Origin of the sequence: Niastella koreensis GR20-10 (assembly GCF_000246855.1) — a bacterium.
GTDB classification, from domain to species: Bacteria; Bacteroidota; Bacteroidia; order Chitinophagales; family Chitinophagaceae; genus Niastella; species Niastella koreensis.
In genome coordinates, this window is the sequence record NC_016609.1 from 1203402 (window position 1) to 1217781 (window position 14380).

At 45.3% G+C, this 14380-nt stretch carries 11 protein-coding genes; 6 read left to right on the forward strand and 5 right to left on the reverse strand.

The window, feature by feature from the left end:
- Nucleotides 1-39 precede the first annotated feature (39 nt).
- On the reverse strand, nt 40-1023 hold the full coding sequence (pfkA, locus tag NIAKO_RS04825) for a 6-phosphofructokinase (protein WP_014217274.1): 984 nt from the start codon (nt 1021-1023) through the stop codon (nt 40-42).
- 343 nt (nt 1024-1366) lie between these two features.
- Here pfkA and NIAKO_RS04830 point away from each other — a divergent pair, with 343 nt between their 5' ends.
- On the forward strand, nt 1367-2251 hold the full coding sequence (locus tag NIAKO_RS04830; RefSeq protein ID WP_014217275.1) for an SDR family oxidoreductase: 885 nt from the start codon (nt 1367-1369) through the stop codon (nt 2249-2251).
- A 111-nt stretch (nt 2252-2362) separates the two neighbouring features.
- Here NIAKO_RS04830 and ctlX read toward each other — a convergent pair whose 3' ends face one another.
- Both ctlX and NIAKO_RS04840 read right to left on the reverse strand, forming a co-directional pair.
- A complete protein-coding gene (ctlX, locus tag NIAKO_RS04835; protein ID WP_014217276.1) occupies nt 2363-3274 on the reverse strand; it encodes a citrulline utilization hydrolase CtlX in 912 nt (303 codons plus the stop codon).
- A gap of 18 nt (nt 3275-3292) precedes the next feature.
- Nucleotides 3293-4747 (reverse strand): arginine deiminase family protein, encoded by a 1455-nt coding sequence (locus NIAKO_RS04840; protein WP_014217277.1) that lies wholly within the window; start codon nt 4745-4747, stop codon nt 3293-3295.
- A gap of 132 nt (nt 4748-4879) precedes the next feature.
- On the opposite strand from NIAKO_RS04840, the gene NIAKO_RS04845 reads away from it, so the two are divergent.
- The 4 genes from NIAKO_RS04845 to NIAKO_RS04860 all read left to right on the forward strand — a co-directional run bounded on the left by NIAKO_RS04845 (nt 4880) and on the right by NIAKO_RS04860 (nt 9915).
- A complete protein-coding gene (locus NIAKO_RS04845) occupies nt 4880-6034 on the forward strand; it encodes an acyl-CoA dehydrogenase family protein (RefSeq protein WP_014217278.1) in 1155 nt (384 codons plus the stop codon).
- A 349-nt stretch (nt 6035-6383) separates the two neighbouring features.
- Nucleotides 6384-7061, forward strand: coding sequence for a YggS family pyridoxal phosphate-dependent enzyme (locus NIAKO_RS04850; RefSeq protein ID WP_014217279.1), 678 nt, complete (start codon nt 6384-6386; stop codon nt 7059-7061).
- A 522-nt stretch (nt 7062-7583) separates the two neighbouring features.
- A complete protein-coding gene (locus NIAKO_RS04855; RefSeq protein WP_014217280.1) occupies nt 7584-7997 on the forward strand; it encodes a hypothetical protein in 414 nt (137 codons plus the stop codon).
- 235 nt (nt 7998-8232) lie between these two features.
- Entirely contained in the window at nt 8233-9915 is a 1683-nt protein-coding gene (locus NIAKO_RS04860; protein WP_014217281.1) for a glutamine--tRNA ligase/YqeY domain fusion protein, read from the forward strand.
- Nucleotides 9916-10016: 101 nt separating this feature from the next.
- Here the strand turns inward: NIAKO_RS04860 and NIAKO_RS04865 are convergent, their stop codons facing one another.
- Nucleotides 10017-11336 (reverse strand): amidohydrolase, encoded by a 1320-nt coding sequence (locus NIAKO_RS04865; protein ID WP_014217282.1) that lies wholly within the window; start codon nt 11334-11336, stop codon nt 10017-10019.
- A gap of 179 nt (nt 11337-11515) precedes the next feature.
- On the opposite strand from NIAKO_RS04865, the gene NIAKO_RS36390 reads away from it, so the two are divergent.
- The gene (locus NIAKO_RS36390; RefSeq protein ID WP_014217283.1) at nt 11516-12691 is read left to right on the forward strand and encodes a hypothetical protein; all 1176 of its coding nucleotides are present in this window, start codon (nt 11516-11518) and stop codon (nt 12689-12691) included.
- A 112-nt stretch (nt 12692-12803) separates the two neighbouring features.
- On the opposite strand, the gene NIAKO_RS04875 is transcribed toward NIAKO_RS36390, so the two are convergent.
- The gene (locus NIAKO_RS04875) at nt 12804-14363 is read right to left on the reverse strand and encodes an acyl-CoA mutase large subunit family protein (protein WP_014217284.1); all 1560 of its coding nucleotides are present in this window, start codon (nt 14361-14363) and stop codon (nt 12804-12806) included.
- Between the last annotated feature and the right edge of the window lie 17 nt (nt 14364-14380).

Consider the following 14380-nt stretch of genomic DNA (forward strand, 5'->3'; position numbering starts at 1 on the left):
GTTTATACGATACGGGGTTTCAAGTTAGCTCAAAACCGGTTAGCTTGCCAGGATCTTTACAATCTTAATCCATTCATCACTTATCTTTTGTTTAGATTTTACGGCTCTTTCCAACAGGGTATAATGCATCCGGTTGTTCAGAATGCCCACCATTACATTATGCCGGCCTTCGAGCAGCGACTCAACAGCAGCATAACCCATACGGCTGGCAATAAGCCTGTCTAAACAGGTAGGCGAACCACCACGTTGAATATGGCCCAGGATGCAAACCCGGGTATCAGTTGTCGGGAGGCGTTCCTTCACCACTTTGGCTACCTCATTGGCGCCGCCAAACTCATCGCCTTCGGCCACTACCACCATATTCACCAGTTTTTTGCGGCGTTCTTTTTCCTGAAGCGACGCAACCAGCTCTTCAATATCTGTTTTACGTTCTGGTATCAAAATGTGTTCCGCACCGGTGGCAATACCACTGTGCAGGGCAATATAACCGGCATCGCGGCCCATTACTTCAATAATGAATAAGCGATCGTGCGCATCGGCTGTATCGCGAATTTTATCAATTGCCTCAACGGCCGTATTTACAGCAGTATCAAAACCAATGGTGAAATCGGTTCCGGCAATGTCTTTATCAATAGTACCGGGTAAACCAATACAGGGGATGTCGAACTCACGGCTGAAGATATCGGCGCCTCTGAATGAACCGTCGCCACCGATGATCACCAGGCCATCGATACCCAGCTTTTTGAGGTTATTATATGCTTTCAGTCGTCCTTCGGGAGTAAAGAATTCTTTGCACCGGGCTGTTTTCAGTATGGTGCCGCCGCGTTGGATAATGTTGGCCACACTGCGCGAATGCATTGGCACAATATCGTTATCAATAATTCCGCTATAACCGCGCATGATACCAAACACTTCCAATCCATAATAATTTCCGGTTCTCACAACTGCCCGTATCGCGGCGTTCATACCCGGAGAATCTCCTCCCGAGGTAAGTACACCGATTTTAGTCACCTTTTTTGCCATGAATAAAATCTGTTTTATTTAAAAATCTTCTAATCTGCAAAGGAATTCGTTAAAGGCTTTCTACCAACTTTGGAAAGGCGGCCCAAAAATAAGGTTTTGTTTTGATACACGTATTAAGTACACACCCGCTCAAAAAAACACTAAAATTGTTCTGTAAAGTGATGCTTTTTTTGCGAAACACTATTTTTTTTAACCATTATTGTGCTTTTATACAGGAAACGAGTTTAGCACACGGTTGCATAAATTCGCGTTCGGGCTTCAAGATAATGAATGTGTTATAAAGATTGGTGTAAAGAAATTGAGATTATTGTAATTGAAATAAAACGAAATAATAAATTATCAAATGAAAGTGTTAATCACCGGCGCTAATGGGTTATTAGGGCAACACCTGACCAAATTATTACTCGATAAGAACTATCAGGTAGTGGCCACCGGCCGCGGCGAATCGAGGTTACCGTTTGAACCATCCGGTAATTATTCCTATCATTCAATGGATATTGCTAATGCATTTGATACTTATGCCGTCATGAACCGGGAACGGCCCGATGTAGTAGTGCACGCAGCTGCCATGACGCAGGTGGATGAATGTGAATTGCAGCCTGAGCAATGCGACCGCATCAACGTACAGGGCACTGCGCAGATCCTCACTGATGCTGAAACCTTTAGCAGTCACTTCATTTATATCTCCACCGATTTTGTGTTTGATGGCGAAAAGGGAAATTACAGTGAAGATGATGAACCCTTACCCATCAGCCTGTATGGGTTTACCAAACTACAGGCGGAAAGCATGGTGCAAACAAGTGAGCTGCCATTTGCCATTGTACGCACGTGTTTGGTATATGGCAATTTGTTAAAGGGTACCCGCAGCAATATTGTCAGCTGGGCTAAAGACAGCCTGGAACAAGGCAAAACCATACAGGTGGTAAGCGACCAGGTACGCACACCTACTTATGTTGGCGACCTGGCAAAAGGTATTGTACTTATTATTGAAAAGAAGGCAACAGGCATTTATAACATATCTGGTAAAGACTGGTTAACGCCATATGATATTGCTATAAAGACGGCCAATAAATATCAGCTCGATGCCGGCAGGATCGTAAAGGTAGATGCATCAACCTTTAAACAACCGGGCCGCCGTCCTTTAAAGACCGGGTTTGTTATTGAGAAGGCAAGGAAGGAGTTAGGATACGAGCCTATGTCGTTTGATGAGGGGCTAAATCTGATGTGATAATTTGCTAATTAGATAATGTGATAATGCCTGATATTCCGGAATGCCAGGCAATAGCAGCATTATAAATATTCTGCCTTCCATTATCACATTATCAAATTATCGAATTAGCTAATTCCGTTTCAAAAACACCTCCGCCATCATACAGCGCGCACTGCCGCCGCCATTGGTTTCAATGGTAGTTAGTGGTGCATGCAGAATGCGGTTATAACTTTCCAGTTTTTTTATTTGTTCCGGTTGTAATGAGTGATAGGCCTGGCTCGACATCACCAGTAACTTTTCTCCGGCTTTGTCGTGCACCTGTAGCATGTTGCCGGCAAACCGGTTCATTTGGTCAAGACTAATGCGGATCAGTTCTTTGCCACTGTTACCGATCATTTCCTGCACCATTTTGTTTTCTTCGTGGTTAGGCAATGAATCCAGGCAAATCACTACATAGCGGTCGGCTACGCACATGATCACATTGGTATGGTATACGGCCTTACCGCCTGCATCAACAGCAGTGAACAGCACGGGCCGGTAGCCCATCTTTTTACAAAAATCATCCAGCACCTGTTGATGTGTGCGTGGTGAAAGACAGGCATAAGCCAGCTTGTTCTCGCGGTCCAATACCATACTGCCGGTGCCTTCCAGATACAGGTTTTCCTTTTCGTAACCGGTGAAGTCGAGTGTATTAATTATAGAAAACGATCGTTGCACCTGTTCAATTACCGCAGGTTTCCGTTCCTGCCGCCGGTTTTCAGCAAACATGGGATACAAACAAATAGTACCGCCATCATGGAACGAGATCCAGTTATTGGGAAAAATAGAGTCGGGGGTATGTGGCTCGGGCGTATCGTTGATAACAGTTACAAAAACACCGTGTGAGCGGAGTGCTCTTACAAAATTATCAAACTCCATCTGCGCCTTTTCCTGGGCAGCAATATCTGGACCTGCCACCTGGAAAGCATTGTTCACGGCCGTTTGGGCGTTGAAGCCAAAATTCACCGGCCTTATCATCAATATATGTGAAGTGGTTTGCATAGAAAAAAAGCTAAAGTATTAATCAATATCTTCTCTTAACAGGGGCATACTCATACAATGAAAACCGCCCCGCGCGCGTGACAGCTCGGCCGATGGGATCAGGATCAGCGTATCTTCCAGTTCATCGGGCGTTGTTTCTTCCTTCTCAAACTGGTCAAGCAGGTCTTTAACATGTACAATGGTAAAACCGGCTTCGCGAAAGGCTTCCACCGTTTTATCGTTGCGATCGTAGCCCAGCACCACGCCTTCCTTCAGGGCCAGCAGGTTGCAGCTGTCTGTCCATTGTTCACGGGTATCAAAGGGAAACTTGTTGTTGCCCGAATAAATGAATTTTACTTTCTCCTTACAGTCAAGGTCCTTCTCACTGATATCGGTTAACAGGTCTTCCAGGTTATCGAAATAAACCGGGTTTTCCGGGTCTTTCTTTTTAAACTGGATGATTTTGATCTTGTCTTCTTTTTTTTCTTTGCCTTCGAGTATGCGCTCGATCGGATCTGCCCCTTCGTGTTTAATAACTTTTTTACTAAAGGCGCCCAGCATTACCCACATGTTCCGTTTAACCTGGGTAAAGATGGTATCGATGTGCATGTAGTCGCGGCGTCGGGGGATCTTGATGATCGTTATCTTTTTAACTATGTTCTTTTCAAACAACATATTAACCACCTGGTGGGCGGCTTCCATCGTGGTGCGTTCGCTTATGCCCACCAATAGGTGATCCTTGTGCACAACCATTACATCACCACCTTCAAGGGTTACCTTTTTTTCATCGCCATCACGAGGTAATAAGAAATGGTGGGCGGTATCGGGGATTTCCAGCACATTATCGCGATAGGCTGCAAACAAAGGATGGTTAAAGAATATATATTTAGCCAGCAGAGCTTCCCGCAGGCGGGCGGTTTTAGCCGGTTTGTTCAACAGCACGTATTCATTGATAACAATTCCAATATCGCGGGTAAAAATGAAGTTGGGAATGGGCGGAAAGATCAGCCGGTCATCTTCAATTGTACCGGTGATGATAACTTTGGAGAGTTGGGTAGGGGAGAGCTCCAGCAACTCATTTTGGGTGGCGTAAGAACAACCTTCCACCGCGCACACCGAAGCAATGAGCTTCAGCTTTATTTCCTGGTCCTTCAACACATCGGCCAGCAGCCATTCCAACTCCACCACTTTCTCTGATTTATAAAACTCCGGTTTCTCGGGTTTATAAAAATCGCGATTGTTTTCAGGCGCGTCTATCTGGTGCAGGCGGCCGCGGATCTTTTCCGGGTCCAGGAAATACATCAGTACCTTGGTATAATAGTCATATTCTTTCCTGCGCATGGTTTCCAGGTGCACAATATCCTCAAATAACCAGTCCTGCGCTTTTGAGGGCACTACCTTGCCCAATCCGCTATCGGGACTATGTACCAATAATCGTCGTAACCGGCCTACTTCAGATGTTACCTGAACTACTTTCTTTTCTTTCGGGGACATGGGTATAATTAATTTGTTATATCAAAGGAAAATTGAAAGGCAAGATAGCGAATCCCCTAAAATTACTACGAACGAATGTTAGTTTTTGAAACGAAAACTATTATCTTGCGGGCAGTTAATTAAATTCGTGATATGCAATTTCAACTTACCGAAGAACATTTAATGATTCAAAAAGCTGCCCGCGATTTTGCCCAGTACGAGTGCCTGCCAGGGGTGATTGAACGCGACGAGCATCAGAAATTCCCCAGGGAACAGGTCTTAAAGCTGGCGGAGCTCGGCTTTATGGGTATGATGGTGAGCCCTGATTATGGGGGCGCCGGGATGGATACCATCAGCTATGTGCTGGCTATGGAGGAGGTGAGTAAGATTGATGCCAGCGTAAGCGTATGTATGAGTGTGAACAATAGCCTTGTTTGTTGGGGCCTGGAGAAATTTGGCAATGAAGAACAAAAACAAAAATACCTGGTGCCTTTGGCGCAGGGCCGCAAAAACGGCGAGCTGCATATTGGCGCATTCCTGTTAAGCGAACCGGAAGCAGGCAGCGATGCCACTTCACAACGCACGTTTGCCGAAGACAAAGGCGATCATTATATCCTCAACGGTACCAAGAACTGGATCACCAATGGTTCCTCAGCTTCTACATACCTGGTAATGGCCCAGTCGGATGTGGCAAAGGGCAGCAAGGGCATCAATGCCTTTATTGTTGAAAAAAGCTGGCCTGGTGTGGCTGTAGGCGCCAAGGAAAACAAACTCGGTATTCGTGGCAGCGATACGCATACTATTTCATTTACCGATGTAAAAGTGCCAAAAGAAAATCGCCTGGGCGGCGATGGCTTTGGATTCACCTTTGCCATGAAAACGCTGGCCGGCGGCCGTATTGGTATAGCCTCCCAGGCGTTGGGTATTGCCAGCGGCGCGTATGAACTGGCGTTGAAATATTCAAAAGAAAGAAAAGCCTTTGGTAAAGAGATCATGCATCACCAGGCCATTCAGTTCAAACTGGCCGATATGGCTACCAAGATTGAATGTGCCCGTTTATTGTGTTTAAAAGCTGCCTGGGAAAAAGACCAGCACCTCGACTATACATTAAGTTCATCTATGGCCAAAGTGTTTTCCAGCGAAACCGCTATGTGGGTGGCCACAGAAGCAGTGCAGGTACACGGTGGTTATGGATTTGTAAAAGAATATCATGTTGAACGCCTTATGCGCGATGCCAAGATCACCCAGATCTATGAAGGTACCAGCGAAGTACAACGCATTGTGATCAGCCGCTCGATTTTGAAGTAGCAAATACAAGTTACTGGCTTTCGGTTAGTAGTTAACTAAGTATCTAATTAACTACTAAATTCTTTTTATGATAGAAAAAGGTATGCTGTTGTTGGCATTGATGACGATTTTAAATCATTCAGGTTTATTAGTGAAGGTCCGAAGGGTTCTATAATAAAGGGTGTTCAGTAGAAAGGCGTAAAATTGCCTAAACTTTAATTCTACCTTAAGTAGATTCCTTCTCTATTCAATTCCTCTCCGCTTATTATTTTATCTCCTTCCATCTAATCGAAAAGCGTTGATTGCTTTTCCCATTACCTTTGCCGCGGCATACAATTTTGTTTGTATCATATCCTAAACAGAACAATCAATGGCGGTAAATACAACAACTTACCTGGAAATAAACGAGCAATTAAAGGCACAACAAGTGACGCTGGTGGCTGTATCAAAAACCAAACCGGTAAGCGATATACAGGAGTTATACGACCTGGGACAACGTGATTTTGGAGAGAACTATGTACAGGAACTGGCCGAAAAACAACTACTGATGCCCAACGACATTCGCTGGCATTTTATTGGTCACCTGCAATCGAACAAGGTTAAATACATTGCCCCTTTTGTGCACCTGATCCATGGGGTGGATAGCTATAAATTATTGCTTGAAATTGATAAGCAGGCCAAAAAGGCCGACCGTATCATCAACTGCCTGTTACAGGTGCATGTGGCCCAGGAAGAAACCAAATTTGGGTTTAACGAGATTGAGCTAATGGCGGCTATGGAAGATATTCATAAGTATAAACTCTTAAATCAGCTCCAAAACGTGCAGGTAGCAGGCCTGATGGGCATGGCTTCCCTTACCGCAGACGAAGAACAGGTTACCAAAGAGTTTGCTTTCCTGAAAATGATGTTCGACCACTTCGCCAACCAACCCGGAAACGATCAATTCAGGGTTTTATCTATGGGTATGAGTGGTGATTACCAGTTGGCTATAGCCGAAGGCAGTAACCTGGTGCGCATAGGCAGCCTGTTATTCGGGTCCCGCCAATAATAGCTTATCGGTTTTTCGGGATGATTCGTCGGCGAATTATATTCAAACATCGAATTGATTATGACCACGGCATCCCACTGTATATCTTTGACTTACATAATTAAATAGTGTTTTTCATAGGTTATTGATTAATGGTAAAGGGCTGTGTCTACAGCTCTTTTTTCTTTTATACCCTTTCCCGCTAAAAAAGCACTCAACCCAGGAATATTATTACCCGCATCACACTTTAGTGCATAGAAAGCCATTTACTAACAAATAGGTTTATACGAAATGGTGAAGAACGCTAAGGTACTTGTACTTGTTAAAACCCAATAGGGGCGTATATTACCGTAATATTATTTTAGTCACAATACATACAATTGGGTTACCTTTTTCCGTTTTTTGTATAAATTTGCATACGAATTAAGCGTTCTTTTTAACTCTTCTTTTTTAACACTGCTTGCCTTCTCTTGTAAATCAACAGCTTGCCCGGTTATCTTAACGATTCGCTTTCATATTATTAAATTTTGTAAAACAAAGAATATGAAAACAATCATGCTTAAAGCCTTTTCTTTAGTAAAGAAAACTGCTTTCGTGTTGCTGGTGCTGTCAATAACCTATGTATCTGCAACAGCTAACACTTCTGATTCAACACCTACACGTGATGATGATGAAAACGCTTCTGTATCCTGTCTGAAAATGGAAGAAGGCCAGGTTTACTTTAATGTAAAGTTTGAGAACGCCGATGGTGGCCGTTTCGACATCCTGGTTAACGATATCAATGGCGATAACCTGTACCGTTCTACTTTCACCGGCAAGAACTTCAGCAGAGTGTTCCGTGCTCCGGTTGAAAATGGTAAACTGGTAATCATCATCCGTGACAACAAAGGCAACCACAAATTTGAGTTGACCACTGAATCTAAAATGGTTCAGGAGATTCTCGTAAAGAGAATGTAGTTCCATCCATTGATCAATAACGATAACTTTTGTCATTCCTGTCCTTAGTTTCATTCCGGTATTTCGGAATGAAACTCACCGGAAGGGAAGGCCCGTCTTTCTCTTTCATTTTGTGCCAAAGGCACGCCGGTAGACCCTCCCCCTAAAAAAGCTTCCTGCCTGCGAGAACTGTTCATTTAAGCCTCCGCTTACACGCCAGAATTTTGTAAATTTGCCATATTCAATTTATTGAGCTATGGCAGAGATCAACACACCGGAAGAGAAAAGTTTGAATTTTTTGGAAGAGATCATTGAAGAGGATCTGAAATCGGGCAGGTATACCACCATTGCTACCCGTTTTCCACCCGAACCCAATGGCTATTTACATATTGGCCATGCTTCAAGCATCTGTTTAAACTTCGGGCTTACCCAAAAGTACCCCGGCTATACCAACCTCCGTTTCGACGATACCAATCCCGAAACAGAGAAAACAGATTATGTAGAAAGCATAAAGGATGATGTGCGCTGGCTGGGTTTTGAATGGAAAAATGAACTGTACGCCTCTGATTACTTCGACCAGATGTATGAATTCGCTGTTACGCTTATTCAGAAGGGCCTGGCTTATGTAGATGATTCCACTTCCGAGGAGATCAAGGCCATGAAAGGTACCCATACCGAACCGGGCAAGAATAGTCCTTACCGCACCCGTTCTGTTGAAGAAAACCTGGACCTGTTTACCCGCATGAAGAACGGGGAATTTCCCGACGGCTCCCGTACCCTTCGTGCTAAAATTGATATGGCGCATACGAATATGCTGATGCGCGACCCGGTATTGTACCGCATTAAACATGCGCATCACCACCGTACCGGCGACAAATGGTGTATTTATCCCATGTACGATATGGCGCATGGTCAAAGCGATTCCATTGAGCATATTACGCACTCTATTTGTACGCTGGAGTTTGTACCCCATCGTGAGTTGTACGACTGGCTTATAGAGAAACTGGGCATTTACCCATCGCATCAATATGAGTTTGCCCGCCGTAATTTGAACTATACCGTTACCAGCAAAAGAAAACTGCTGAAACTGGTAGAAGATAAATTTGTAACCGGCTGGGATGATCCGCGGATGCCAACGATTTCCGGTTTACGCCGCGCAGGCTATACCCCCGAAAGCATTCGTGAGTTTTGCGATCGTATTGGTATTGCCAAACGCGAGAATATGATCGATGTGTCGCTGCTTGAATTTTGTGTGCGTGAACAACTGAACAAGATCGCTATGCGCCGCATGGTGGTGTTTGATCCGTTGAAGGTAGTGCTCACCAACTATCCGGCCGACGGAACGGTTGAAATGGTAAAAAGCGAAGACAATCCGGAAGATCCTAATACTACTTACCGGGAAATTCCTTTTACCCGTGAACTATACATCGAGCGGGAAGATTTTATGGAAAACCCGCCCAAGAAATTCTTCCGCCTGGCGCCCGGTCAAATGGTGCGGTTGAAAAGCGCCTATATCATCAAATGTGATGAAGTGATAAAAGACAGCAATGGCAATATCACTGAAATTCACTGTTCATACCTGCCCGAAAGCAAAAGCGGCGCCGATACCTCAGATATTAAAGTGAAGGGTACCCTGCACTGGGTGAGCGTGGCACAGGCCATTAGCGTTGAAGTACGGCTGTACGACCGTTTGTTCAGGGTAGAGAACCCTGCAGCCGCAGAAGGTGATTTTAAGGATTATATCAATCCTAATTCATTACAGGTTATCACCACTGCTTTTGCAGAACCTTCTTTGAAGAACATCCGGTTCAGCGACCGCTGCCAGTTTTTACGCAAAGGCTATTTCTGCCTCGATAAAGATACCAGTGAAGATAAAATGGTCTTCAACAGAACCGTTACGTTGAAAGATACCTGGGCGAAAGAACAGAAGAAAGCATAAGAAATATTGAATATCGAATGTTGAATATTGAATGTCGAAGTGAATTCACTTCGACATTTGTTTATAAGATAAACACCCTAAGCTATTCCATAAAGGTTGTTCTATTTTTTACTGCCTACGGCTTTCGCATAATCAAACACCCAGTTACAAAACGCTTTAACACCTACATCGAGGCGGCTGTCGTCAATGTAAAAATCCGGGGTGTGATGGGGTGGGGCTTTTGACTTATCGGCGCCTTTAGGCATACCGCCAAAGTATACAAAAAAAGAAGGCGCTTTCTCTCCGTAAAATGAAAAGTCTTCAGAACCTGTTACCCATTCGCGCTCTCTTACATTTTCTTTCCCGGCTGTTCTTTCCAAAGTGGGCACCATCATTTTTACCAGTACGGGATCGTTGTAGGTGACCAGTGTTTTATTTTCAAATGTAACGTCTGCTTTAGCGCCCATGGCGTCTGCAATGGTGGTTGCCATTTTCCGGATGCGGTCAAAGGTTTCTTTTTGCATTTTACTATCCAGGGTACGGATGGTGCCCTGCAATACCGCGTCTTCAGGAATTATGTTCGGCCGAACGCCACTATGAAATTTACCTACCGTAATCACCACCGGCGCCTTGGTCAACTCCGATTGTCGGCTTACAATAGTTTGCAACGCATTCACGATCTCGGTTCCCACCACAATAGGGTCTATACCTTTCCAGGGTTGTGAACCATGGCTTTGTTTTCCTTTGATGTTTATGGTGAACCAGTCAGACGAAGCCATAAAGGCGCCTGATTTATATTCGAAATTACCTACCTCAATATCCGACTCAATATGCATTCCAAACACCGCATCTACTTTGGGGTTATCCATACAACCTTCTTTTACCATCAGGGGCGCGCCGCCTTCTTCTGTTCCGGGCGGACCTTCTTCTGCCGGTTGAAAAAAGAACTTAACTGTGCCGGGTACGTCCTTCTTCACGGATGCCAGTATTTCTGCAGCACCCATCAGCATGGCCACATGGCTATCATGTCCGCAGGCATGCATAACAGGCACCGTATCGCCCATATACTCCGCCCGCACAGTTGATTTAAAGGGCACCTCCACTCTTTCCTTTACCGGCAAAGCATCCATATCTGCCCTTAATGCCACCACAGGGCCTGGTTGTCCGCCCCGAAGGATGGCCACAACGCCCGTTTTTGCCATGGTTTGTACTTCCATCCCCAGTTTTTTTAAATGATCGGTGATGTATTGGGCGGTCTGGTATTCGCGGTTGGAGAGCTCGGGATGCTGGTGCAAATAGCGCCGCCACTCAATGACTTTGGGTAGAATGGCCGTCGCCTGTTTATCGATCGTTATGGGCTTATTTTGCTGTGCCTGTAGGGTGGTTACAAAGATCAAAAGGGTAGGTAGAATGATCCACTGGTTGAACTGTTTTAGCTGCATGCCGGATGATTTTGCTGAATGTAGAAAAAAATAATGAGCCTGTAACAGGACTAAACATATGATTTTTAATCTACTGTATATAGTGTTTATCTTGTTTATAAAGCATTGAGATACATACATGTAATAAGTAAATATATTTATCGTTTATTAAGTGTTTTAATCCCGAAAACTGTCCCGAGATGCCCGTCCCTATTACCCAAACCGCCATTACCGGCGGCAGGCCAGCATGGTCTATGTCCGTTGGTAAGTATGTATGTAGTTTACTGCTGCAGGCGTTTATAGTCATTCCCTGTTTTTCACAAGCAATAGGTAACTGGAATTTCAATAATACAACTTCAGGCACGGGTGGTACCAACAATACCGTTTCTATTGCCGATTTCAGCGCTGCTATCCCCACCAAAGCATATAATGGCAGTACGGTGTATTACGGTGAAGGCGGCTGGCCTTCCGGCGCGCCGGATCTCACTGCATACCTGGAATTTACCATAACTCCCAATACAGGTTATCAGCTCGATATCTCCAACGTTGTATTAACTATGCGACGCAGTACAACCGGTACGGCAGCTGGTTCAGGCCCTACGACCTGGAGCCTGCGTTCGAGCGTGGATGGTTATGCCTCAGATCTTGGTTCAAACAGTTTAACAACCACCGTTCAGAGTTTTACAGTTAATTTGAGCAGTGCCTTTTTGATGCGGCCCACGGGTGTTACTTTTCGTTTATATGGATACAATTCCGTTGTGACAAGCGGCGGATTGAACCGTTTGGTGATGGATAATGTTACCATTAATGGAATAGGAACAGTATTGCCGCTTACTTTTACGGGCGTGCAGGCCTTACGCAACAATGATAAAACCATTTCCCTGAAGTGGCAGATGGCCAATGTGGGCGGAGGCAATGTGTTTAATGTAGAACGGTCGCTGAATGGAACCGACTTTACCACCCTCAACCGGTTTACGCAAACGGAGAATCAGTCAACAGGTTCATATCAATACAACGATAACCAGGCGCCCGGCAATGCACCGGCCATCTACTATCGCATAAAAATAAACGAACCCAGCGGTTGGACCTATTTCTCCTGGCTGGTTAAGGTGAATAACAACAACGCAAAACAGCTTGTTATAAACTATGCTAACCTTACCGGTCAATCACTGGTAACTTCATTACAGGTTTCTGAAAAGGGATCATACATGCTGTCTGTTGTAACCATGAATGGCGTGGAGCTTCAACACCAGCCGTTTGAACTGGATGCCGGCGTGCATGTGATTACAACAACTTTACCATCCTTATCGCATGGGACGTATATTTTAAAGCTGGTTGGTAAAGAGGGTTTAAGTAGTAAGAAGTTTGTATGGTAAATGATTGATGCAGCCCGAGTGCAAAGAGACTGTTACAGGTTACAAGTAACAGGGTTCAAGTTCAAAGTTCAGAGTTTCCTGGAACCTGGAACTGTTACCTGATAAACTGTAATTATTTATATTCTCCAAAAACCTCTCTTAAGGTATCCGCAATCTCCCCCAACGTACACTTTTGCTCAACTGCTTCAATAACGGTGGGCATAATGTTTTCGCCGGCAGTTGCTTTGTCGCTCAGGCCCTGTAAAACCTGGTCGCATTTGGCCGGGTTGCGGTTATTGCGCAGCTGGGCCAGCTTCTGGGTTTGGATCTGGCGAATGGAATCGTCTATCCTGAAAACCGGCGTGGTATCTTTTTCTGTGGTTTGAAATTTATTAACGCCTACAATGATCTTTTCGCCGCTCTCTATCTTTCGTTGATAGTCGTACGAACTGCGGGCAATGGCATCCTGGATGAACCCTTCTTCAATGGCCGATACACTGCCACCCATAGCGTCGATGGTAGCTATTAATTCGTAGGCTTTTTGTTCTATTTCATGGGTCAGCGATTCAATGTAGTAAGAACCGGCAAGCGGGTCAACCGTATCGGCAGCGCCACTTTCAAAAGCAATGATCTGCTGGGTGCGTAAAGCAATGCGGGCCGCTTCTTCGGTAGGCAGGCTCAATGCCTCATCAAACCCATTGGTGTGCAGCGATTGAGTGCCACCCAATACGGCAGCGAGCGATTGTACGGTAACGCGTGCAATGTTGTTTTGCGGTTGTTGGGCGGTTAACGTGCTACCCCCGGTTTGGGTATGAAAACGCAGCATCATGGCTTTAGGGTCAGTCGCGCCCAGTTCTTTCATTATACTGGCCCACATGCGGCGGGCTGCCCTGAATTTGGCTATTTCTTCAAACAGGTTATTATGCGAGTTAAAAAAGAACGACAGGCGGCGGCCGAATACATTAATATCGAGCCCTTTTTCCAACGCGGCCTTTACATAGGCCTTCCCATTGCTTAACGTAAAGGCAATTTCCTGTACCGCAGTACTGCCTGCCTCGCGAATATGGTAGCCCGAAATGGATATGGTGTTCCATTTAGGCAGTTCCTTACTGCACCATTCGAAGATGTCGGTAATGATGCGCATGGAAGGCTGGGGGGGATAGATATAGGTCCCCCTGGCCGCATACTCTTTCAGGATGTCGTTTTGAATGGTACCGGTGATCTTGTTCAGATCGGCGCCCTGTTGTTTGGCCAGGGCTACATAAAACGAAAGCAGGATGTATGCGGTGGCATTGATGGTCATGGAGGTGGACACCTCTTCCAGCTTAATGCCGCTGAAAAGGGTTTGCATGTCCTCAAGGCTGTCGATGGCCACTCCTACTTTTCCCACTTCGCCTTCAGCCAGCGCGTGATCGCTGTCGTACCCGATCTGGGTGGGCAGGTCAAAGGCCACGCTCAGCCCCATTACCCCCTGGGAAAGCAAATAGTGGTACCGTTTATTACTTTCCTCGGCCGTGCTGAACCCCGCATACTGGCGCATGGTCCATAGTTTCCCCCGGTACATATCTTCCTGTACGCCCCGGGTAAATGGGAACTGGCCTGGCATTTCCTGTCGATCGCAGGCAGGTACATCGGCAGCGGTGTACACTTCTTTTATTTCAATGGCGCTATCGGTAGTTACTTTTTTGGACATGTAGTTTTTGTTGGACT

What these genes read in the sequence shown, in the direction of transcription:
- NIAKO_RS36390 (WP_014217283.1), top strand. Translation starts at nt 11,516, where the DNA reads ATGCCCGTCCCTATTACCCAAACCGCCATTACCGGCGGCAGGCCAGCA.
- NIAKO_RS04855 (WP_014217280.1), top strand. Translation starts at nt 7,584, where the DNA reads ATGAAAACAATCATGCTTAAAGCCTTTTCTTTAGTAAAGAAAACTGCT.
- NIAKO_RS04850 (WP_014217279.1), top strand. Translation starts at nt 6,384, where the DNA reads ATGGCGGTAAATACAACAACTTACCTGGAAATAAACGAGCAATTAAAG.
- ctlX (WP_014217276.1), bottom strand. Translation starts at nt 3,274, where the DNA reads ATGCAAACCACTTCACATATATTGATGATAAGGCCGGTGAATTTTGGC.
- NIAKO_RS04875 (WP_014217284.1), bottom strand. Translation starts at nt 14,363, where the DNA reads ATGTCCAAAAAAGTAACTACCGATAGCGCCATTGAAATAAAAGAAGTG.
- pfkA (WP_014217274.1), bottom strand. Translation starts at nt 1,023, where the DNA reads ATGGCAAAAAAGGTGACTAAAATCGGTGTACTTACCTCGGGAGGAGAT.
- NIAKO_RS04845 (WP_014217278.1), top strand. Translation starts at nt 4,880, where the DNA reads ATGCAATTTCAACTTACCGAAGAACATTTAATGATTCAAAAAGCTGCC.
- NIAKO_RS04860 (WP_014217281.1), top strand. Translation starts at nt 8,233, where the DNA reads ATGGCAGAGATCAACACACCGGAAGAGAAAAGTTTGAATTTTTTGGAA.
- NIAKO_RS04840 (WP_014217277.1), bottom strand. Translation starts at nt 4,747, where the DNA reads ATGTCCCCGAAAGAAAAGAAAGTAGTTCAGGTAACATCTGAAGTAGGC.
- NIAKO_RS04865 (WP_014217282.1), bottom strand. Translation starts at nt 11,336, where the DNA reads ATGCAGCTAAAACAGTTCAACCAGTGGATCATTCTACCTACCCTTTTG.
- NIAKO_RS04830 (WP_014217275.1), top strand. Translation starts at nt 1,367, where the DNA reads ATGAAAGTGTTAATCACCGGCGCTAATGGGTTATTAGGGCAACACCTG.